At 65.8% G+C, this 19,078-nt stretch carries 20 protein-coding genes; 6 read left to right on the top strand and 14 right to left on the bottom strand.

Going from position 1 to position 19,078, the window contains the following annotated elements; all coding sequences use genetic code 11:
- Positions 1–17: 17 nt before the first annotated feature.
- Entirely contained in the window at positions 18–620 is a 603-nt protein-coding gene (locus ASG64_RS05380) for a TetR/AcrR family transcriptional regulator (RefSeq protein WP_056070685.1), read from the top strand.
- A gap of 75 nt (positions 621–695) precedes the next feature.
- Here ASG64_RS05380 and ASG64_RS05375 read toward each other — a convergent pair whose 3' ends face one another.
- From ASG64_RS05375 to ASG64_RS05360, 4 genes are all read right to left on the bottom strand, one after another.
- Positions 696–1,568, bottom strand: coding sequence for a helix-turn-helix transcriptional regulator (locus ASG64_RS05375; RefSeq protein ID WP_042574413.1), 873 nt, complete (start codon positions 1,566–1,568; stop codon positions 696–698).
- A gap of 66 nt (positions 1,569–1,634) precedes the next feature.
- Positions 1,635–2,681 carry an NAD(P)-dependent alcohol dehydrogenase gene (locus ASG64_RS05370; RefSeq protein WP_056070682.1) on the bottom strand — a complete coding sequence of 349 codons (1,047 nt, stop codon included), beginning with the start codon at positions 2,679–2,681 and terminating at the stop codon, positions 1,635–1,637.
- Positions 2,682–2,775: 94 nt separating this feature from the next.
- A complete protein-coding gene (locus tag ASG64_RS05365) occupies positions 2,776–3,435 on the bottom strand; it encodes an SDR family NAD(P)-dependent oxidoreductase (protein ID WP_056070679.1) in 660 nt (219 codons plus the stop codon).
- A 26-nt stretch (positions 3,436–3,461) separates the two neighbouring features.
- Positions 3,462–4,670, bottom strand: coding sequence for an MFS transporter (locus ASG64_RS05360; RefSeq protein WP_231568662.1), 1,209 nt, complete (start codon positions 4,668–4,670; stop codon positions 3,462–3,464).
- Between the two features lie 329 nt (positions 4,671–4,999).
- Here ASG64_RS05360 and ASG64_RS05355 point away from each other — a divergent pair, with 329 nt between their 5' ends.
- Positions 5,000–5,359 carry a cyclophilin-like fold protein gene (locus tag ASG64_RS05355; RefSeq protein WP_042574417.1) on the top strand — a complete coding sequence of 120 codons (360 nt, stop codon included), beginning with the start codon at positions 5,000–5,002 and terminating at the stop codon, positions 5,357–5,359.
- Positions 5,360–5,556: 197 nt separating this feature from the next.
- Complete coding sequence (locus tag ASG64_RS05350; RefSeq protein WP_056070675.1) at positions 5,557–7,908, top strand: transketolase-like TK C-terminal-containing protein; 2,352 nt, start codon at positions 5,557–5,559, stop codon at positions 7,906–7,908.
- A gap of 27 nt (positions 7,909–7,935) precedes the next feature.
- Here the strand turns inward: ASG64_RS05350 and ASG64_RS05345 are convergent, their stop codons facing one another.
- Positions 7,936–8,307 carry a VOC family protein gene (locus tag ASG64_RS05345; protein ID WP_042574419.1) on the bottom strand — a complete coding sequence of 124 codons (372 nt, stop codon included), beginning with the start codon at positions 8,305–8,307 and terminating at the stop codon, positions 7,936–7,938.
- A gap of 61 nt (positions 8,308–8,368) precedes the next feature.
- Between ASG64_RS05345 and ASG64_RS05340 the strand changes: the two genes are divergently transcribed.
- Positions 8,369–8,824, top strand: a complete 456-nt coding sequence (locus ASG64_RS05340) for a MarR family winged helix-turn-helix transcriptional regulator (protein WP_042574420.1) — start codon at positions 8,369–8,371, stop codon at positions 8,822–8,824.
- 79 nt (positions 8,825–8,903) lie between these two features.
- On the opposite strand, the gene ASG64_RS05335 is transcribed toward ASG64_RS05340, so the two are convergent.
- The 7 genes from ASG64_RS05335 to ASG64_RS05305 form a co-directional block, all read right to left on the bottom strand.
- Positions 8,904–9,314 (bottom strand): arsenate-mycothiol transferase ArsC, encoded by a 411-nt coding sequence (locus ASG64_RS05335; protein ID WP_056070672.1) that lies wholly within the window; start codon positions 9,312–9,314, stop codon positions 8,904–8,906.
- Positions 9,314–10,402, bottom strand: coding sequence for an ACR3 family arsenite efflux transporter (gene arsB, locus ASG64_RS05330; protein ID WP_056070669.1), 1,089 nt, complete (start codon positions 10,400–10,402; stop codon positions 9,314–9,316). Before arsB ends, ASG64_RS05335 begins: the two co-directional genes overlap by 1 nt.
- Positions 10,399–10,764 carry an ArsR/SmtB family transcription factor gene (locus ASG64_RS05325; protein ID WP_056070665.1) on the bottom strand — a complete coding sequence of 122 codons (366 nt, stop codon included), beginning with the start codon at positions 10,762–10,764 and terminating at the stop codon, positions 10,399–10,401. Before ASG64_RS05325 ends, arsB begins: the two co-directional genes overlap by 4 nt.
- Before the next feature lie 63 nt (positions 10,765–10,827).
- Entirely contained in the window at positions 10,828–11,514 is a 687-nt protein-coding gene (locus ASG64_RS05320; RefSeq protein WP_056070661.1) for a hypothetical protein, read from the bottom strand.
- A gap of 139 nt (positions 11,515–11,653) precedes the next feature.
- Positions 11,654–12,970, bottom strand: coding sequence for an MFS transporter (locus tag ASG64_RS05315; protein WP_056072744.1), 1,317 nt, complete (start codon positions 12,968–12,970; stop codon positions 11,654–11,656).
- A gap of 99 nt (positions 12,971–13,069) precedes the next feature.
- The gene (locus ASG64_RS05310; protein ID WP_052493219.1) at positions 13,070–13,474 is read right to left on the bottom strand and encodes a 5-carboxymethyl-2-hydroxymuconate Delta-isomerase; all 405 of its coding nucleotides are present in this window, start codon (positions 13,472–13,474) and stop codon (positions 13,070–13,072) included.
- 46 nt (positions 13,475–13,520) lie between these two features.
- Positions 13,521–14,456, bottom strand: coding sequence for an NAD(P)H-binding protein (locus tag ASG64_RS05305; RefSeq protein WP_042574542.1), 936 nt, complete (start codon positions 14,454–14,456; stop codon positions 13,521–13,523).
- Positions 14,457–14,699: 243 nt separating this feature from the next.
- Between ASG64_RS05305 and ASG64_RS05300 the strand changes: the two genes are divergently transcribed.
- On the top strand, positions 14,700–15,932 hold the full coding sequence (locus tag ASG64_RS05300; protein WP_056070658.1) for an oxidoreductase: 1,233 nt from the start codon (positions 14,700–14,702) through the stop codon (positions 15,930–15,932).
- Positions 15,933–16,070: 138 nt separating this feature from the next.
- Positions 16,071–16,610: a winged helix-turn-helix transcriptional regulator gene (locus ASG64_RS05295; RefSeq protein ID WP_235579492.1), complete on the top strand. Its 540-nt coding sequence runs from the start codon at positions 16,071–16,073 to the stop codon at positions 16,608–16,610.
- A gap of 23 nt (positions 16,611–16,633) precedes the next feature.
- Here the strand turns inward: ASG64_RS05295 and ASG64_RS05290 are convergent, their stop codons facing one another.
- Both ASG64_RS05290 and ASG64_RS05285 read right to left on the bottom strand, forming a co-directional pair.
- Positions 16,634–18,016: an MFS transporter gene (locus ASG64_RS05290; RefSeq protein ID WP_082518086.1), complete on the bottom strand. Its 1,383-nt coding sequence runs from the start codon at positions 18,014–18,016 to the stop codon at positions 16,634–16,636.
- A gap of 90 nt (positions 18,017–18,106) precedes the next feature.
- Complete coding sequence (locus ASG64_RS05285) at positions 18,107–19,048, bottom strand: NAD(P)H-binding protein (protein ID WP_042574425.1); 942 nt, start codon at positions 19,046–19,048, stop codon at positions 18,107–18,109.
- Positions 19,049–19,078 lie beyond the last annotated feature (30 nt).

Here is a 19,078-nt window from a genome sequence, read left to right as displayed (position 1 = left end):
ATTCCGAAGGAGGTCCGATGCCAGACGCTCGCCCGCAGACACCGGGGCGCCGAGAACGCAACAAGCAGGAGAAGCTTGCCCGCATCACCGCTGCGGCCGGTGAGCTCTTCCTCGAGCACGGAGTCGACGACGTCACGACGCAGCAGATCGCGGACAGAGCCGACATCGGAACCGGAACGCTGTTCCTCTACGCGAAGACGAAGAGCGAACTCCTGCTGCTCGTCCAGAACTCGTTCTACGCCGACGCACTCGTCAGGGGTAGGGCCGCCGCGGCTCGTATCGAGGACACGCTCGGTGCGGTGATGGCCATCGTGCGTCCGGTGGTCGAATGCAACAGGACGAGGGTGGACAACGGGCGAACGTATCTGCGCGAGATCGTGTTCGGAGATCCCGACGAACCGCACCACCGTGCCGCACTGGGTTTGACCGTGGAGACGGAGGGAGAAATTGCCTCGGTACTGCTGCGTGACGAGACAGCCGACCCGGCGCGTGCCGAGGTGACGGCGCACATCGTCTCCGCCATCATGTTCGTCGCGATGGCTGCGTCCTTCAACGCCGACAAGTCGGTCGAGGATCTGCTGAGTGAGATCGAGGCTCAGGTGGCCGTCCTGCTGCGGTGATTCGGCTCTGGCATCGATAGTGGAATCGGGACCCCGGAATCCGGGGTCCCGATTCCACTATCGTGGCGCGGGGTGTCAGGCGTTGTGTGGCGCAGCCTGCTGCGCCGCCCACGATCCGAGGAGTCGAAGGCGCTCCGCGCTGGCAGACCCCGGCTCGGCGGTATAGACCATGAGAATGGAGCCGGGGTCCGCCGTGATCACCAGTTCCTCGTAAGCCAGGTGCACCTCTCCGACCACGGGGTGATGGAAGCGCTTCGTACCCGCGCCATGGGTTCGCACGTCATGGGCTCCCCACAACGTGCGGAAAGTTCGGTCGCGAGTGGACAATTCGCCGACCAGGTCCTGCAGTCCCTTGTCGTGGGGATCTCTGCCCGCTTCCGAGCGCATGATCGAGACACACATCTGTGCGAACAGATCCCAGTCGGGATAGAACTCGCGCGAGACCGGGTCCAGGAACTGGAACCGCGCGAGATTGGGAACTCGTCCGCCGTCGCCGATGATCGGCGCGTAGAAAGCCTTGCCGAGTTCGTTCGTCGCCAGAATGTCCTGCCGCTGATTCCGCACGAAGGCGACGCCGTCGGTGATCGAGTCGAGTGCCCACTGCAAGCTGATTCGCGGTGCCGCGGGGCGTGCCGCCTTACGGCGGGGTCGCCCCGATGTCGGAACGCCGTCCGCCGCGCGCGCGAGATCGAGCAGATGCGCGTGCTCCGTGTCGTCCAAGTGGAGTGCGCGTGACAGTGCGTCGAGCACCGACGAGGATGCGCCACCGATGGCGCCTCGCTCGATGCGGGCGTAATACTCGACGGACAGGCCGGCCAACGACGCAACCTCGCTGCGCCGCAGGCCGGCCACCCGACGAGTGCCGCTGCTCGCGATCCCGGCATCCTCCGGTGTGATCCTCGCGCGGCGCGTCATGAGGAACTCACGCACCTCGGCCTTGTTGTCCATGATGTCCAGGGTAGGGCGGCGACGGCGAGGGAGGGAGACCCTACGAGTACACCTTTCCCGCGGTGATCAGGCCAGCGTGGCCGTGTCGATGACGAAGCGGTAGCGGACGTCCGAGGCGAGTACTCGCTCCCACGCGTCGTTGATCTTGTCGGCGGAGATGACCTCGATCTCCGCCCCCAGGTGGTGCTCGGCGCAGAAGTCGAGCATCTCCTGCGTCTCGGCGATCGAGCCGATGGCAGAGCCTGCGAACGTCCGTCGGTGGGGGATGAGGGAGAAGATCTGCAGGGGCAGGGGCTCGGCAGGAGCGCCGACGTTGACCATGGCCCCGTCGACAGCGAGCAACGACAGATGCGCATTCAGATCGATCGCGGCACTGACGGTATTGATGATCAGGTCGAACGTGGAGGCGAGTGCGGTGAACGTGTCGGGATCCCCGGTCGCGAAGTAGTGGTCGGCTCCCAAGCGGAGGCCGTCCTCCTGCTTCTTCAGCGACTGCGACAGAACGGTGACCTCGGCGCCCATGGCGTGGGCGATCTTGACGGCCATGTGACCGAGTCCCCCCATTCCGACGACAGCGACCTTTTTGCCGGGCCCGGCGCCCCAGTGGCGGAGAGGAGAATAGGTGGTGATGCCGGCGCACAGCAGCGGCGCCGCAGCGTCGAGCTCGATGCCGTCAGGGATTTTGACGACGAAATGCTCGGTGACGACGACCTGCTGGGAGTAGCCGCCCTGGGTGGTGGTGCCGTCGCGGTCCGTGCTGCCGTACGTCTGGATGTTGCCGACGAGGCAGTACTGTTCCGATCCCTTGATGCACTGGGCACATTCGCCGCACGAGCCGACCATGCAGCCGACGCCGACGCGGTCGCCCACGGCGTGCTCGGTGACCTCCGAGCCGATCTCGGCCACGAGTCCTGCTATCTCGTGGCCGACGACGAGCGGGTACGGCAACGGGCCCCATTCGCCTCGAGCGGTGTGGATGTCGGAGTGACAGATCCCGGCGAACGCGATGTCGATGCGGACGTCGTGGGGCCCGACGTCGCGGCGGTCGATGGTGGTGGGGGACAGCGGCTGATCGGCTGCGGTGGCGGCGTAGGCCTTCACGGAAGTAGTCATACGACCAGTCGACACCCGATGCCGAGACCGAGGGAGTCCCTGACGTGAGGTGTACCGGCAGGGCGCCCCTCGAGTCGACGAGTTCTCGGCCCGGTCAGTCGAGGGGCGCCGCGAGGGTGCGGAACTGCGCGCGTTCGGTGTGGATGGTCCACAGGGACTCGGCGAGGGCAGCAGGCTCGTGTGACGGCTCACCGGCTCCGATTCCCCTCGGAATGATCAGCTGACCGACGTGCACGCCCTCGGGCACGAGAGCATCGTGCAGGAGTTGTGCGTAGGCACTCTCACCAGCGAAGGCGACGGATGTGCCGGTGACGGTAGCGCCCGGACGAATGGCACTGCCGCCGTTGACGAACAGGACGGTGCCGCGTCCCAGTGCCCGCATACCGGGTAGGACCTGCGTGACAGCAGTGACGGGACCGAAGATGGAGAACTCGACCGGACCGACCAGATCCTCGGCACGGGTCTCGAGAACGGGCTTCATGAATTCCCTGGCAGGAACCGGACTGTACTGCAGCACCTCGATCGGACCGAGCTGCTCGGCGTCCGACAATGCTGCCGTCAGCGATGTCGTGTTCCGGACATCGGCGGCGAAACCGCGGGCCGTGATCCCTTCGTCGGTCAGCCGAGCGGCGATGCGATCGACGTTGTCCTGGTTCCTGGAGATCAGTGCGACGGAGAACCCTTCGAGCCCGAATCGGCGAGCCACCGCTGCGCCGAGCCCTTCTCCTGCACCGATGATGGCGATCGTGGTCATAGTGCTCCTCGTGGGCGGGGGTGGGGTCACGGGACGCTCGCGTGCTCGGTCACCGCGTGGCTGCTCGCTGCTCGACTTCTGTCGACGACTACGAGGGTAGCGAGTGGAACGAGTAGCGCCGCCGCGAACACCGTGCCGACGATCGGCACTGCGACGGGTCCGCTACCGCTGATGGCGTGCGCGGTCACCCAGCTGCCGACTGCGGTACCCAGGTTGAACATCGACGTACACAGGGAGGTAGCCAGGGTGGGTGCGCCCTCGGCGAATCGGACCGCCATCGACATGAGCACGGGGTTCATGCCCAGCCCGGCCATCCCCGCGACGGCGAGAAGCGCGATCGAGGCGACCGTGAATTCCGAGAACAGGCTGAGCAGTCCGAGCGACACGACGACGAGGATGCCGCCGGTCAGCGCGGTGGCGTACGGCGCCCGGTCGGCGAAGCGTCCACTGCCGAGCGTCCCGGTGACGGCGCCGACTCCGAAGATCGCCAGACCGATCGGAAGCAGCTCTGCCGAGAGGCCCGATCGCTCGGTGAGCAGGGGAGCGATGAACGAGTAGGTGGACATCACGGCGGAGGTGACCAGGACACACGCAGCCATGACGATCCAGAGTCGACCGGAGGTCAGCGAGGCGAGCTGTGAGCGCAACGGAACCACTGTCGAGGACGAGCGGCCACCCGGAACGAACCGTGCGACCGGAACGGCTGCGAGCACGGCAAGGCCGGCGAGTATCCAGAACGGACCACGCCATCCCATGATCTGTCCGGCGATGGATCCGAGAGGCACTCCGATGACAGTGGCCAGGATGCCGCCGCTGAGGACGAGTCCGATTGCGCGAGCGGCATTGTCGGGCCCGGATACTCGTGCACCGACGGACGCGGCGATCGACCAGAATGCACCCGTCACGAGCGCAGTCGCGAATCGGGCAAGGAGCACGACGGTCACGTCGTCGGTGAGGGCGACGACGACATGGCCTGCGGCGAACACGGCCAGTGACACGAGGAGCGTGGTGCGCTCGGGGATCTTCAGAGCGGCCACCGCGACCAGCGGTGTGGCGATCATGCCTATCGCGAATGCGGTGACCAGAAGTCCTGCGTCGGAGATGTCGACGGCAAGGTCGGTGGCGATGTCGGGTAGCAGCCCGGCCACGACGAATTCCGACGTGCCCATGAGGAACGTGCCCATCGCCAACACGGAGACGAGAAAGGGAAGGGGTTGTCGCGCGGTGGAAGACACAGGGAGAGCTTCACTTTCGGATGCGGACGGTATCGTGGGTCGGAAACGACCGTAACCGGAGCCGATCGGATCAACGAGGCACTGGGAGGGAACCCCAGTCAGGGGTTCCCTCGTAGGGACTCCCACCGCATCGATTCAGTCCCTAGCGTTCCGAGGACATTCCAGCTTGCCGACGTGACGAGGTACGAACGATGAGAAGACTCCTGTCCTCCTTCGCTCTGGTATCGGTGTTCGCCCTGCCGGCCGGATGTGGTTGTGGCAGTACAGGTCCGACCACAACCACGGCAGGAAGCACGGAAGCAGCAACCGAACAACAGAACGGAGTCGCCGTGCGCATCACGATCGACGTCGGAGGCACCACGGTCACCGGGACACTGAACGAGAGTGCGGCCGCTCGCGATCTTGCAGCCCGGCTACCGGTGACCGTCACCATGTCCGACCACGGAGGAGTGGAGAAGACGGGTCCGTTGTCCGCGGCGTTGACGACCGAGGGGGCGCCGGACGGCGCTGATCCGGTGCCGGGTGACATCGGCTACTACGCGCCGTCCGAGGACTTCGTTCTGTACTACGGCGATCAGAGCTACTTCCCCGGCATCGTGATTCTCGGGGCGATGGATCCGTCGGGCGTCGACGTGGTCGCTTCGGCGGGCAACGCGGCGACGGTGACCCTGTCCGCTGGGGAGAGCTGAGCACGCCGCGCGTCGTCACCCTGGCATGAACCGGCACACTCGAGCATTCTGCTCACTTTCCTGCATCGCTCTTGTGCAGCTCGATCAGCTCTGGTCGACTGAGCGCAGTCACCCACCCGCCAGTGACTCCAGGTGCTTCGCGATCCGAAGGCCGAGGCGTCGCCTCACCCTTTCGATACCACCTCAGGAGCACGGTTATGACCAGCATCAGTCCCGCCGACCGCCGCTCGGCGCACGGTACGGACGACGACCTCCGCACCGTCGCCGAGAAGGTGCTGTGGCTGTCGACGTCGATCATCCATCACGCCAATCGGATTCGTCCGAATCCGAGTGGGCTGAAGGTCGGAGGCCACCAAGCCTCCTGCGCGTCGATGGTGTCGATCATGACGTCCCTGTGGTTCGAGCAGTTGCAGCCCGGGGATCGCGTGTCGGTCAAACCGCACGCATCTCCGGTGCTGCACGCGATCAACTATCTCCTCGGTGAGCTGGACGAGAAGTACTTGACGACGCTGCGCTCCTACGGCGGCTTGCAGTCGTACCCCTCGCGCGCCAAGGACCCCGACACCGTCGACTACTCCACCGGGTCGGTGGGAATCGGTGCGACGGCACCTATCTGGGGTGCGATGTCGCGTCGCTACGTCGACGCTGCCTTCGGGGACGACGACACGGCCGCCGCCGAGGGTTTCCGGGGTCGGCAGTACTCACTCGTCGGCGACGCCGAACTCGACGAGGGCGCCGTGTGGGAGGCGGTGATCGATCCGGGCATCGCGGAACTCGGGGAGATCGTGTGGATCGTCGACCTCAACCGGCAGTCGTTGGATCGAGTGGTCCCGAACTTCGCGGCGCGTCGGCTGGAGAAGATGTTCGATGCCGCCGGCTGGCAGGTCATCACCGTCACCTTCGGTCGCTTGCTCGAGAACCTCTTCGCACGTCCCGGCGGTGACGCACTGCGTCGGCGCATCGTCGACATGCCGAACCCGGAATACCAGCGTCTGCTGCGCTGCTCCGCGGACGAGGTGCGCACTCGGTTGCCCGGTACGGGTGACGACGCTGCCGCGATCGCCGACCTCATCGCCGACATCGACGACACCATGCTCACCGAATCCATCCGCAACCTCGGCGGACACGATCTCGACGCGCTGCGCGCCGCCTACGCGCGTATCGACGACACCCGACCGACGGTGATCATCGCGTACACGGTGAAGGGCTTCGGGTTGCCGACGCAGGGTCACCCGCAAAATCATTCATCGCTGCTGACCGTGGAGGAGTACGCCGCGCTCGCCGCGACACAGGACGAGAACCCGGAATCGCCCTGGGACCGTTTCCCTTCCGACACCTCCGCCGGTGAACTGTGCTCGCAGGTGGCCGAACGCCTGCGCCGCGACCCTGTGCCGTCCTCTCGGCCCCCCGCGGTCCCGACCGACATCGGGCGGACGCCGAAGGGAACGGCGACGACGCAGGCAGCTCTGGGGCGTGTCCTTCTCGATCTGACCAGGGCGGCGCCGGAGGCCGCCCGACGTGTGGTGACCGTCAGCCCGGACGTCAGCTCCACCACCAACCTGGGCGGCTGGGTGAACAAGGTCGGAGTGTGGTCGTCCTCGGAGCGCCACGACTGGTTCGGTGACGATGCCGAGACGATCATGCACTGGCGTGAAGCGCCGACCGGGCAGCACATGGAGCTGGGTATCGCCGAGACCAACCTCGTCGGGTTGATGGGTGAGCTCGGTGCGACGTGGAGCCGGTGGGGTCAGCCGCTGTTCCCGATCGGGGTGATGTACGACCCGTTCGTCGAACGCGCTCTCGAACCGTGGTCGTACGGCATCTACGCGGGCGGACAATCGATCCTCGTCGGCACCCCGTCGGGGGTGACGCTGGCCGCGGAAGGTGGTGCGCATCAGTCGATCAAGACGCCGTCGATCGGGTTGGAGCAGCCCGGGTGTGTGAGCTGGGAACCGGCGTTCGCGATCGACGTCGAGTGGACTCTCCTGGCGGCGATCGGGCGGTTGGGGCGCCCCGGCGGCACGTCGGCGTATCTGCGACTGTCGACCAGGCCGGTCGACCAGAGCATGGCGAATGTTCCGGCCGATCCTGCTGCGCGAGAGCGTCGTCGACGGCAGGTGGTCGCCGGGGGATACCCGCTGGTACGGCGGGACGGTGCCGCGGTGACGATCGCCGCGATGGGCGCGATGATGACCGAGGCCCTCGCGGCGGCGGAGCGGCTCGAGCAGATCGGGCTGGTCGCCGACGTCCTGTGCATCACCAGTCCGGGGGAGCTGTATCGGGCGGTGCAGGCGCGGCAGGGGCACCTCGAGGCGGAGACGTGGATCCTCGATCAGCTGCTGCCGGCGGAGCGCGCCACACCGATCGTGACCGTCCTCGACGGCCACCCGCACACGCTCGCGTTCCTGGCCACCGTCAATCGGGTGGCGTCGACATCGTTGGGAGTCAGCGACTTCGGGCAGGTCGGCTCACTCGACGAGGTGTACCGACACCACCGCATCGACACCGACTCGATCGTGCGCGCCGCGCTCGACGTCACGGGGCGCTGACAGCGCACGTCACCACGGCAGGGTCGGTCACTCGGCGCGGTCGTGCAGAGTGATCCGGTAGCCGTCGGGGTCGGCGAAGGTGAATGTCCGGCCGAAGGGTCCGTCGACAGGCGCGGACACGATGGTGTGGCCGTCGTCGAGCATGGCGTCGTGAATTGCCTGAACGTCGTCGGCGTGCAACCAGATCGCGGCGCCGATGCCAGGCTGAGGAGCGGAGGCGAGATCGGTACCGGAAACGATGTCGCGCAGCGCGAACGCGATCGGCGTCGTCTGGAAGACGACAGCATGTGGGGGGCCGGTCGGCGATCGGACCATGCCGAGGTACTGCTCGTAGAAGGTCCTCGACGTGTCGAGATCGCGTACTTGGAGTGAGATGAAATCAGGCCCGGTGACGGTCATCGAGATGTCCTTTCGGTATGTCAGTTATCTGACATGAGGGACCGTATGTCAGGATGCTGACATGAGTCAAGACGGAGAGGGAATCGACCTCCGGACGTCCGTGGGCTATCTGCTCAAAGAAGCGGCGAGTGCGCTTCGGGCGGCGATGGACGACGTGCTCGGACCGCTCGGTATGACGGTGACGCGTTATTCGTGTCTCGAGCTGTTGGCGCAGAGACCGGGGCTGTCCAACTCTGAGCTGGCGCGCGGGGCGTTCGTGACGCGGCAATCGATGAACGTGCTGCTGCAGACCCTCGAACGGGAGGGGCTCGTGACCCGACCATCGGAAGCGCCCGCCGGACGAGCGCTTCCGACCCGATTGACCGCTCGCGGTCGGCGGCGCCTCGAGGAGGCGAGCGCGGCCGTCCGGTCGGTCGAGGTCGACATGCTGTCCGGCATGACCGATGCCGAGCGGCAGGGCGTGCTCGACGGCCTACGACACATCGTCCACGGATTGCATGACCGAGGCGCCACGTAGCTCGGATGCACCCGGTGACATGGATGCGCTCCCTGTCGAGTCGCCGTCAGTGATCGTCACCGCCGCTACACCGGCGAATTCAGCCCCGAAGTCGTGCGGCGAGATCGTCGACCCGGTGGGCGATGTCGTCGCGCACGAGCCGCATACGGTCGATCCCGTCGATGCCGCGCTCGGACGGCTCGTCGGTGTCCCAGTTCAGATAGGTCGGTCCCTCGACCGGGTCGATCGTCGCCTCGCTGCCGAGGGTGACTACGTAGTCCATGCGGGACAACAGGTCCGGGTCGATCGGCTTGGGATGCTCACCGGCCAGATCGACACCGACCTCGAGCAGCGCCTGTGCCGACAGAGCATTGACGGAGCTACCGGGAGCGGTGCCCGCGGAATACACCTCTACGTCGCCGCGAGCGAGCGTGCGCATCAGGCCTGCGGCCATCTGCGATTTGCCGCCGTTCTTCACGCAGACGAACAACACACTGGGCTTGTCGGACATCACGATTCCTTCGTCCGCGGGGTGTGTGAGAACCGTTTACGCAGTGCCAGTGAGACGTAGACGAGTCCCACCAGGACGGGCACCTCGATCAGCGGTCCGACGACCCCGGCGAGCGCTTGGCCGGAGGTGGCCCCGTAGGTGGCGATCGCGACGGCGATGGCGAGTTCGAAGTTGTTGCCCGCGGCGGTGAATGCCAGCGTGGTGGTGCGTTCGTAGCCCAGGCCCATCGCTGCGCCGAGGGCGTATCCGCCGCCCCACATCACCGCGAAGTAGACGAGCAGCGGGACGGCGATGCGGACGACGTCGAGGGGCTGGGAGGTGATGCGGTCGCCCTGCAGGGCGAACAGGACGACGATGGTGAACAGCAGGCCGTAGAGCGCCCAGGGGCTGATCTTCGGGATGAACGAGGTCTCGTACCACTCGCGTCCCCTGGCGCGTTCGCCGAAGTATCGCGAGGCGAATCCGGCGATCAACGGAATGCCGAGAAAGATCAGGACCGACTTCGCGATCTGCCAGGGCGACGCCTCGATAGTGGTCTGCTCGAGGCCGAGCCAGCCGGGAAGGACGGACAGGTAGAACCAGCCGAGGACGGCGAACATGACCACTTGGAACACCGAATTGATCGCCACGAGAACGGCGGCGGCCTCGCGGTCGCCGCAGGCGAGGTCGTTCCAGATGATGACCATCGCGATGCAGCGGGCGAGGCCGACGATGATCAGCCCGGTGCGGTACTCCGGCAGGTCGGGCAGGAACAGCCAGGCGAGCGCGAACATCAACGCCGGGCCGAGAATCCAGTTCAAAACCAGGGAACCGAGCAGGAGCTTCTTGTCGCCGGTGACCGTGTCGAGCCGGTCGTAACGCACCTTGGCCAACACCGGGTACATCATGATGAGCAGGCCGATCGCGATCGGTAGTGAGACGCCGTCGACGGAGATGGACGACAGAGCGTCGTTCATCCCGGGGATCAGCCGTCCGAGCAAGAGTCCGACGACCATGGCGACGCCGATCCACGCCGGGAGGAAGCGGTCGAGGGTGGACAACTTCCCGACGACGGCAGGGCGGTCGGAGGTAGCTGCCGAGCTGCTCATGCGGCGACCAGGTTCTCGGACGAGAGGATCGTCGAGAGTTGCTGCATGGCAGCAGGAACGATCCAGTAGTACACCCATGTGCCCCGTCGCTCGCAGTCCAGCAGGCCGGCTTCTCTGAGTACTTTCAGATGGTGCGAGATGGTGGGCTGCGACAGGTCGAAGGAGTCGGAGATGTCGCACACGCATGCTTCGCCGCCCTCGTGGCTGGCGACGACGCTCAGCAGACGCAACCGCGCAGGGTCGCCCAACGCCTTGAACATCCGGGACAGGTCGGCAGCCGAGTCCGCGGACAGCGGCTCATGGACCAGCGGAATGCAGCATTCGGTTCCGGCTGTCGCCGCGGACGGCTGCTGTTTCGACATTTGTCTATATTGACCGATGGCGATACAGGGGTCAATTCACGCGAGCTGCCCCCGCGCTCAGGGTCACTCGTCGAGGGCATCGAGGAGAGCGCGGGCGCGGCCAGTGACGGAATCCGCGTTGCTGTAGGCGTCGGCACGCAGCATCGCGGCAGCGGCCGACGGCGCAAGACTGTGTCGGGCCATGAGAACCCCGATGGCCATGTTGACGGTGCCGTGGTCGAAACCGTCGTCGGTGCTGTCGAGCACGGCGTCGACAACGACGCGGTCACGCAGGGGGGAGAGTCGGGGAGTGAGCAGTTCGAGTCGACGGGAGATGACGACCGCGACGGCGGTGGTGTCCACCTCCGACGCCGAACCGGTGCACCAGTGCATCTGCAGCGTGCCCAGCGGCCGCGACGGGGGACCGATCGGGAATGTGCGGACGGCAACGACTCCGAGTCTGTGAAGTTCGTCGACAAGGGTCATCCACCGGTCGCAGTCCCGAGTATCGTGGACATGAGCGGCATGGGGTCGGCCGTCCGCCATGGATTCGGCGTGCGGGCCGATACCCACCGCGTACTGGAGGTCGGCGACTGCGGCTGCTGTGTCATCGGTGGTGTAGGTGACCGCGCGAGTTCCGGCGTCGTCCGGGCTTCCTTCGGCGACGACCGCGGCGCCGTCGGCGGAATGGACCCGCAGGCATTCACCGATCCACGTCTGCGGTGTGACGGCTCCGCCGAGACCTCGGAGGAGTGTGTCGTCGAAATCCATGGGCGAGCCCTTCACGGGAATCCGGCCTGTGCAGACCGCAGCTGAGGGAGAACTCGCCACTCCTTCTGTACCCGGTAACAGAGCGTCTACACCGAATGCGCGGTCACACTTTCGGGACAGGTCGTGGCGCCCGAGCCGGCTACAAGTACAGATCGTCCTTGCGGATCAGTGCCGTGGCGATGACGCTGATCACCGACGTGCCGGCGAGGAATCCGCACGCCAACCACGGTGATCCGCCTGCCGCGGCGATCAGGGCGGTGAGGACGAGTGGGGTCACTCCGGAGGCGTAGATGCCGGAGAACTGGTAGACCACCGACAGCCCGGTGTACCGGATCTCGGTCGGATAGAGGCCGGCGTAGAGGGTGCCCTGAGCTCCGTAGAACGTCGCGTGCACGATGCCGAACACCAGCACCAGGCCGACTCCGAACAACCACAAGTTGCCGGTGTCGAAGAGGGCGAACACGGGGAACACCGCCAGCCCGTACGCCGCGATGCCGACGAGGTACATCCTTCTCGCGCCGACTCTGTCGACGAGCAGACCGGACACGGGAATGAGCAGTGCCATCACCACGGCCGCCACGGTGACCACCAACAGCACCGACACCTTGTCGAACTTCAGTTGCGTCGTCGCGTAGGTGATCGCGAAGACTCCCCAGGTGTTGAAAGCCGCGCCCTCGCCCCATCTCGACAGCAACCCCAGCACGGTGTTCCGCCCGTGACGTCGAGAGAAAACTTCCTTGATCGGTGCGCTCGAACGCTGCTGGAGGTCGGAGACCTCGCGAAAGGCCGGCGTCTCCTCGACCTTCAGGCGTACGACCAGACCGACGATCACCAGCACCAGGCTGAACAGGAACGCGATTCGCCATCCGTAGGACAGGAACTGCTCGTCGTCGAAGACCACCTGCAGCACGGCGAACATCGCGGTACCGAGAGCGAGTCCGAGGGCGAGGCCGATCTGCGGGATGCTGCCGAACAGGCCGCGCCTCCGGGCCGGGCTGTGCTCGACCGCAAGGAGTACCGCACCCGCCCACTCACCGCCGAGGGCGAATCCCTGCGCGATTCGCAGTAGCAACAACAGAACCGGGGCCAGTAGGCCCACGTCCGCTGTCGTCGGCAACACACCCATCAGGGTGGTCGCGACACCCATGATGAGCATCGACAAAGCCAGGGTCTTCTTGCGGCCGATTCGGTCGCCGAAATAGCCGAAGACCAGTCCGCCGATGGGGCGCACGACGAAACCGACAGCGAACGTGGCGAACGAGAGCATGGTTCCGACGAACGAGGACTGGTCGGGGAAGAACAACTGGTTGAACACCAGGCCGGCAGCGGTGGCGTAGAGGAAGAAGTCGTACCACTCCACAGTGGTGCCCAGCAGGCTCGACGCGATCACAGTGCGGAGTCGCTTGCGCCGGTCGACATCGGATTCGAGCGACGCCGATTCGGTGAGAGCGGTCATGTAATCCGACACTGACGTACCGACGGCCCCTCGGTCACCCTTTGCGCTCGAGGTGATCGGAAGTCCGGCGGGTGTGAGACGGCTGGCAGAAGGCCACGGTCAGTAAGTCGGTGTCGTCCGAGTCGGCGACCCCGCGATACTTCCACCCGACCGTGTCTTCGCCGGATCGAACTCGAAGATCTCGAGCTGGAAACCCACGGGCCGATCGGCACACAGGTCCACCAGGTGCGTGGACAAGGTCCGATGGAACTCCTCGACAATCCGTCCAGTGGTGGCCTCGTCACGACCGGCTGCGATCTTGACGCGGACATGCACGTATCCGGTCGGACCGCCGACGGCGTCGTCGGCTATACGCGACGTCTCGACAGCTGTCGCGAACGTCCTGATGCCCCAGTGCGGGAACACGCCCAGCCGCTGGGCCGTCGCATGCATCGCATCGACCAAACCCGTCGCGTCCAGCAGGTCGGACACGTTGTCGGTGTACTCGATCGCTATGTGTGGCACAAGGATCCCTCTTCTCCGAGACTGCAGCGGTAAGGGTCGAGCTCCGTCACACCATCGACCCGATGCGGTCGTACCGGACGTCCTTGACGGTGTCGAGCACGGACCGAAGTGAGGCCGGAGCTCGACCCGTGATCTGCTCGACGTGGCCGGACAGAATCGACTGATATCCGCCGGCAACTGCCAGATCCGCCGAGACGAGTTCGTCGCTCGCCCACAGATGGCCCTCCTCGTTGGGCGGCATGGAGGGGTCGTAGGTCCGCGGCAGCCCGACTGAATCGAAATAGGCCAGCCGCTGTTCCTCCGACACCGGCCGGTATTCGATGGGTGTCTCGAACGCCTCCGCTCCCAGGCGCACGATGTCGGACATCGACAGCAGCTCCGGCCCGGTGATCTCGTACACCGCGCCGGCGTGTTCGGTCGGGTCTTCCAGGACGGCGGTGGCCGCACGGGCGACGTCGACCTTGGACACGGGAGCCAGCGACCCCTGCCCGGTGGCCATCTCGAGAGCGCCCTCGCGGGCGGCGGGGGCCAACCAGATGGCGCCGACGATCTCTGCGTACAGGGAGTTGCGGAGGATCGTGTACGCCAGTCGGCTCGTGCGGAGATCGCGCTCCGTCTCGTAATGATCGATCGCCGAGAGTGCGGGATTACCCGGCTGCACGCCGCCCACGGAGGTGTAGACGATGTGGCGGATGCCGGCTCGCTCGGCGGCGTCGATAGCAGTTCGGTGCTCGATGGTGCGACGACCGAGGTTCAAACCACTGATGAGAAGAAGGACATCGCCCCCGCGATACGCGTCGTCGAAGAGCTCCGGCTTCTCGAAGTCGCCCGGACGGACGCTGACGCCGGGCCCGTCGACGCTGATGCTCGAGGGGGTGCGCGTGACCAGGGTCAGCTCTCGACCCGGGTCCGCCTCGAGGAGTTGCTGCGTGACCCGGCGTCCCAGGTCGCCCGATGCTCCACTGATGACGATCCGGGTCACGACTTCCTCCATCGATTGGTTGTGCGGGCCGAGTGTTTCTGCCGAGCACCAAGCGTGACGTCGGCGAGTGACCCGGGCAACACCACGTACTTCATCCGAGGCATGCCCGACGTGCATAGCCGCTTGTCATGTGGATGCCCGACGAGGCGGGGGCGATCGGGAACGAAAAAGTGCCCGATTGTCACGGCAAACGTGATGGACATAATGTGACGAGCGTCTCAGTGACCTTCGAAAGGCAGGCGCATGCAACAGAATTCGATTCTCCTCGATCCGGAACCGACCGCGACGGACCCACTCTTCTCGCCACTCGTGCTCAACACGACACCCGTTCGCAATCGGTTCTATCTGCCGGCGATGCAGCGAGGATCGCGTGGCTATCGGCCGACGGCGGGAATGGCGACGACACTCCGAACCACTGCCGAGCAGGGGCCGGGGGTCATCATCACGGAGGGGGCAGCGCCGGAACATCCTGCGGGATACTGGCAGCCGGCGTTCAGCATCCTGGGCCGCGACACCGCCGACGACTGGGGTCTCGTGGTTCGCGAGGTGCTGGGCACCGGAGACGTCGTGGTGCTCATGCAGCTGTGGCACCCCGGAGCCTTGCGCCTCGTCGTCGACAGCATCGAGAACCCCTATCCTGATCATCCCGCGTGGAGCCCGTCGGGCCTCATCCAGGAGGGACGGCCGAACGGTGTCGCCATGACTCGACGGGACCTCGAGGACACCAAGAACGCCTACGTGGACAGCGCCCGGATCGCGCAGAGTCTCGGTGCACACGGGATCGAGCTCCACTGCGCACACGGGTACCTCCTCGACCTGTTCTTGTGGCACGAGAGCAACATTCGCACCGACGAGTACGGTGGCGACACACTTGCCGAGCGCGCAACCTATCCCGCCGAGATCATCGCAGCTATCCGCGCGGCGACAGGACCCGACTTCATCGTCTCGGTGCGATTCTCACAATGGAAGGAAGTGGACTACGGAGCGAAGATTGCGCAGCACCCGGACGACCTCGGACCGTTCCTCGAGCGCATGGAGCAGGCGGGCGCCAACGTCTTCCACATCTCGGCGCGGCGATTCGACACTCCGGGGTGGCCCGAGTTGGACCCGCGCAGGAGCGTCGCAGCATGGGTGAAGGCCATGACCGACCTTCCGGTCATGACCATCGGAAGTGTCGGTTTGTCCACCGATCTGGCGAGCGACGTCTTCGATGACAAGGACCCGCTCCTTCAGGTCGAGGACGACGTCGTCCGAGTGCGTCAGGGCCTGGAGGCCGGCGACTTCGACATGATCGGCGTCGGGCGCGCCCAGATATCGAACCCCGACTTCGTCGACCGTGTGCGCCGCGGTGATTACGACGGCCTGCGCGAGTTCAGGAAATACCGAGACCTCGCCGAGGCGTACGAAAGCTATTCGCACGAGGGGCAACTCGTCGACCAGTCCAGGAAAGGCGACAGCGACGTTCCAGCTCGCTGACGGCGGTAGAGACCCGAGGCGCTGACCGGTCGACGAGCCGCACCATGGTGTGCGGCTCGTCGATCCGTGTGACGAATACGCGAGAACGTGGCTGCGTTCGCGGTACTGTGCGGACGGATACATGAGGAGGGCCGACCCGTGGGCGTCGACGCAGTCCCCGGTGACGCGTCACCCGTGGACATCATCATGGAGGACATCGCACTCGTACTTCGCGGCGTGTCCGCACCTTCCGAGGAGACCGAGGACTTGTTCCGAAGTCTCGCCTCCGTGCTCACCGAGTTCGACAGGAATAGAAATGTGCCGGTGGTGGGCATCGTCGGGCATGTCGGAAACTACTGGCGGAACTGGCTTCTGGTGATCTCGCGCGTCGGCGCGCTACGCCCCTCGGCCATGCGCCGGCTGCTCGACACGTTGGATCCCACACACCCTCTGTCCCAGAAGATGCTGACCCACAATCTGCGCATGCTCGAGCGTGACGGCATGTACACGCGGACGGTGATCGCCGGCGCGCGCAGGCACGTCGAGTACACCCTGACTCCGCTGGGTTGTGAGTTGTCCGATCTCGTAGTGAACCTGATCGACTGGGGATTCCGGCACACCGATGAGATCGACCGTGCCCGGACGCGTTTCGATCAGACCGCCGAGCACGGCGCACACGAACCGCCCCCGACGTCGTAGTCGGGGGCGGATAGGAGCGTCGGTCAGTGCTTGTACGTGTCCAGATCCCGGTCCTTGCTCTCCTTCGACAGTGCGATGAACACTGCGCTGACGACGGCGAGGCCGATCATGTAAAGGCCCACCAGGAATGTCCAACCGTTCGCGGCGGCTTGAAGAGACACCAGGATCACCGGAGTGAATCCTGCACCCAGCAGCGTGGCGGCCTGGTACCCCAGCGACGCGCCGGTGTACCGCGCGGACGTGCCGAACTGCTCGGCGATGTATGCCGCCATCGGGCCGAACGTCGCGGACTGGACGAGGCTGAAACCGAGCACGAAGGCCAGTGTCACCAGCAGTGCGCTTCCGGAGGACAGCATCGCGAGCACCGGGAAGATCACCACCGCGAACACGCCGAGCCCGGCGAGCATCACCGGTCGACGGCCGACACGGTCGGACAGTCGGGCGAAACCGAGAAGAGCGAAGATTGCCACGAACTGGCACAGGGCGAAACCGAGCAGGACGTCCGACCGGGCCACCCCGGACTTCGTGGCGTGACCGATGGCGAAGGTGGCGAACATGATCTGAATGGCGACGCTGGCCATGCACCCGCCGGCGACGAGGATCAGATTGCGCGGGCGACGGAGAATGCTCACGATCGGCGCGGCCGCACGCGCTCCCGAAGCCTGTGCCGCACTGCGTTCGAGTGCCTCGCGGAACACGGGACTCTCGGAGACCCTGCTGCGAACGAACAGGCCGACGGCGAGAAGGACGGCGGAGAGGAGGAACGGGATCCGCCAACCCCACGCGAGGAAGTCGTCCTCCGGAAGCAGCGCGACGAGAGCGAGGGCGAGGGTTCCCAGCAGCGAGCCGGTCGGTGCGCCTGCGTTGGTGAATGCGGCAGCGAAGCCCCGCCCTCGACCACCGACGTGTTCGAGCGACATCAAGGTCGCGCCACCCCATTCACCGCCGATGGCGATGCCTTGCAGGACGCGGAGCAGAACCAGGATGATCGCTGCCCAGGAACCGATGGCGGTGGCCGGCGGAACCAGTCCGATCAGGAACGACGCCGCGCCCATCACGCTCATCGACACCAGCAGCATCGATTTGCGTCCGTACTTGTCACCGAAGTGGCCGAAGATCGCTCCGCCCAGAGGCCGTGCCAGATAACCGGCCGCGAAGGTGCCGAGTGACGCGATGGTGCCCGCGACGGGTGAGAGGTCGGAGAAGAACACGGGAGCGAAGACGATGGCGGCGGATGTGGCGTAGAGAAGAAAGTCGTAGTACTCGATGGTGCTGCCCAGATAGCTGGACAGAACGACCCGTCTGATCTCGCGGCGTCTCGCGTCGGTCGGTGGAGGCACCAGCGCAGAGTTGTCCGCACCGAGGGTGCGTGGTCGAAGCGGTGTCGGTTCCACGGGAATCGTCATGATGGGTCTTCGGTCCTTCGGTACGGGTGTCGAGGTGTGTCCGCCGGGGGCGGCCGCTGTGACACGCGGCCACCCCCGGCGGAAGATCGGTCACGCTACAGTGGCGTCGATCTTGTCGTAACGGACTTCGCGAACTCGCTCCATCACCGAGGCGAGCGGCTCCGGCGCGCGTCCGGTGATCTGCTGCACGTGCAAGCTTTGGAGAGCTTGATATCCCTGGGCGAGACCGACTTCCGCGGAGACGAGCTCGTCGCTGGCCCACAGGTGGCCGTCCGGGCTGGGGGGCATGCTCGGGTCGTACGTGCGCGGGATTCCGACCGCGTCGAAGAATGCCAGTCGCTCCTCCTCGGAGACCGGCTTGTACTCGACCGGAGACGAGTGCACGTGCGAGGCCATGGCCGCGATCCGGTGGAAGTCGAGTAGCTCGGGACCGGTGATCTCGTAGATCCGTCCGGCATGCGCCGCCGGGTGCATCAGGCATTGCGCGGCGCAGCGTGCGACATCCTCCTTGGCGACCGGAGCGAACATTCCGTCTCCGGTGGCCTGGGACAGGACGCCCGACGGTACTGCCGGTGCGACGAGAATGTTGCTGACGATCTCCGCATACAGGTGATTCCGCATGAAGGTGTACGTGATGCCGGACTCCCGCAGATCGGCTTCTGTCTGCAGATGATCGATGGCCGACAGCGCGGGGTTGCCCGGCTGCACGCCGCCGACCGAGGTGTAGACGATGTGGCCCACACCGGCGTGCTGAGCGGCGGCAATCGCGGCGCGATGTTCCGACACTCGCCTCCCGAGGTTGAGGCCGCTGATGAGGAAGAGCACGTCCCCACCCACGTAGGCCTCCCGAACCGTCGGCGGGTACTGGTAATCGCTGTGCCGGATCTGCACGGTGTCCGAGGCGAAGTCCGCGAGCTTCTCGGGGGTGCGGGTGGTCAGGATGAGCTCGCGATCGGGGTCGGCGTCGAGGAGCAGGCGCGTCACTCTCCTCCCCAGATCGCCCGAGGCTCCGCTGATGATGATTCGACTCATATGCACTCCTTGTGTGGGCGATGGGACTGT

Source organism: Rhodococcus sp. Leaf247 (assembly GCF_001426185.1).
Taxonomy (GTDB): domain Bacteria; phylum Actinomycetota; class Actinomycetes; order Mycobacteriales; family Mycobacteriaceae; genus Rhodococcoides.
Note: the sequence above shows the minus strand (reverse complement) of the source record. Positions and strands in the feature narration are given on the sequence as shown.

What these genes read in the sequence shown, in the direction of transcription:
- ASG64_RS05315 (WP_056072744.1), bottom strand. Translation starts at nt 12,970, where the DNA reads ATGACCGCTCTCACCGAATCGGCGTCGCTCGAATCCGATGTCGACCGG.
- ASG64_RS05345 (WP_042574419.1), bottom strand. Translation starts at nt 8,307, where the DNA reads ATGACCGTCACCGGGCCTGATTTCATCTCACTCCAAGTACGCGATCTC.
- ASG64_RS05325 (WP_056070665.1), bottom strand. Translation starts at nt 10,764, where the DNA reads ATGTCGAAACAGCAGCCGTCCGCGGCGACAGCCGGAACCGAATGCTGC.
- ASG64_RS05350 (WP_056070675.1), top strand. Translation starts at nt 5,557, where the DNA reads ATGACCAGCATCAGTCCCGCCGACCGCCGCTCGGCGCACGGTACGGAC.
- ASG64_RS05370 (WP_056070682.1), bottom strand. Translation starts at nt 2,681, where the DNA reads ATGACTACTTCCGTGAAGGCCTACGCCGCCACCGCAGCCGATCAGCCG.
- ASG64_RS05300 (WP_056070658.1), top strand. Translation starts at nt 14,700, where the DNA reads ATGCAACAGAATTCGATTCTCCTCGATCCGGAACCGACCGCGACGGAC.
- ASG64_RS05285 (WP_042574425.1), bottom strand. Translation starts at nt 19,048, where the DNA reads ATGAGTCGAATCATCATCAGCGGAGCCTCGGGCGATCTGGGGAGGAGA.
- ASG64_RS05375 (WP_042574413.1), bottom strand. Translation starts at nt 1,568, where the DNA reads ATGGACAACAAGGCCGAGGTGCGTGAGTTCCTCATGACGCGCCGCGCG.
- ASG64_RS05365 (WP_056070679.1), bottom strand. Translation starts at nt 3,435, where the DNA reads ATGACCACGATCGCCATCATCGGTGCAGGAGAAGGGCTCGGCGCAGCG.
- ASG64_RS05340 (WP_042574420.1), top strand. Translation starts at nt 8,369, where the DNA reads ATGAGTCAAGACGGAGAGGGAATCGACCTCCGGACGTCCGTGGGCTAT.
- ASG64_RS05380 (WP_056070685.1), top strand. Translation starts at nt 18, where the DNA reads ATGCCAGACGCTCGCCCGCAGACACCGGGGCGCCGAGAACGCAACAAG.
- arsB (WP_056070669.1), bottom strand. Translation starts at nt 10,402, where the DNA reads ATGAGCAGCTCGGCAGCTACCTCCGACCGCCCTGCCGTCGTCGGGAAG.
- ASG64_RS05290 (WP_082518086.1), bottom strand. Translation starts at nt 18,016, where the DNA reads ATGACGATTCCCGTGGAACCGACACCGCTTCGACCACGCACCCTCGGT.
- ASG64_RS05335 (WP_056070672.1), bottom strand. Translation starts at nt 9,314, where the DNA reads ATGTCCGACAAGCCCAGTGTGTTGTTCGTCTGCGTGAAGAACGGCGGC.
- ASG64_RS05320 (WP_056070661.1), bottom strand. Translation starts at nt 11,514, where the DNA reads ATGGATTTCGACGACACACTCCTCCGAGGTCTCGGCGGAGCCGTCACA.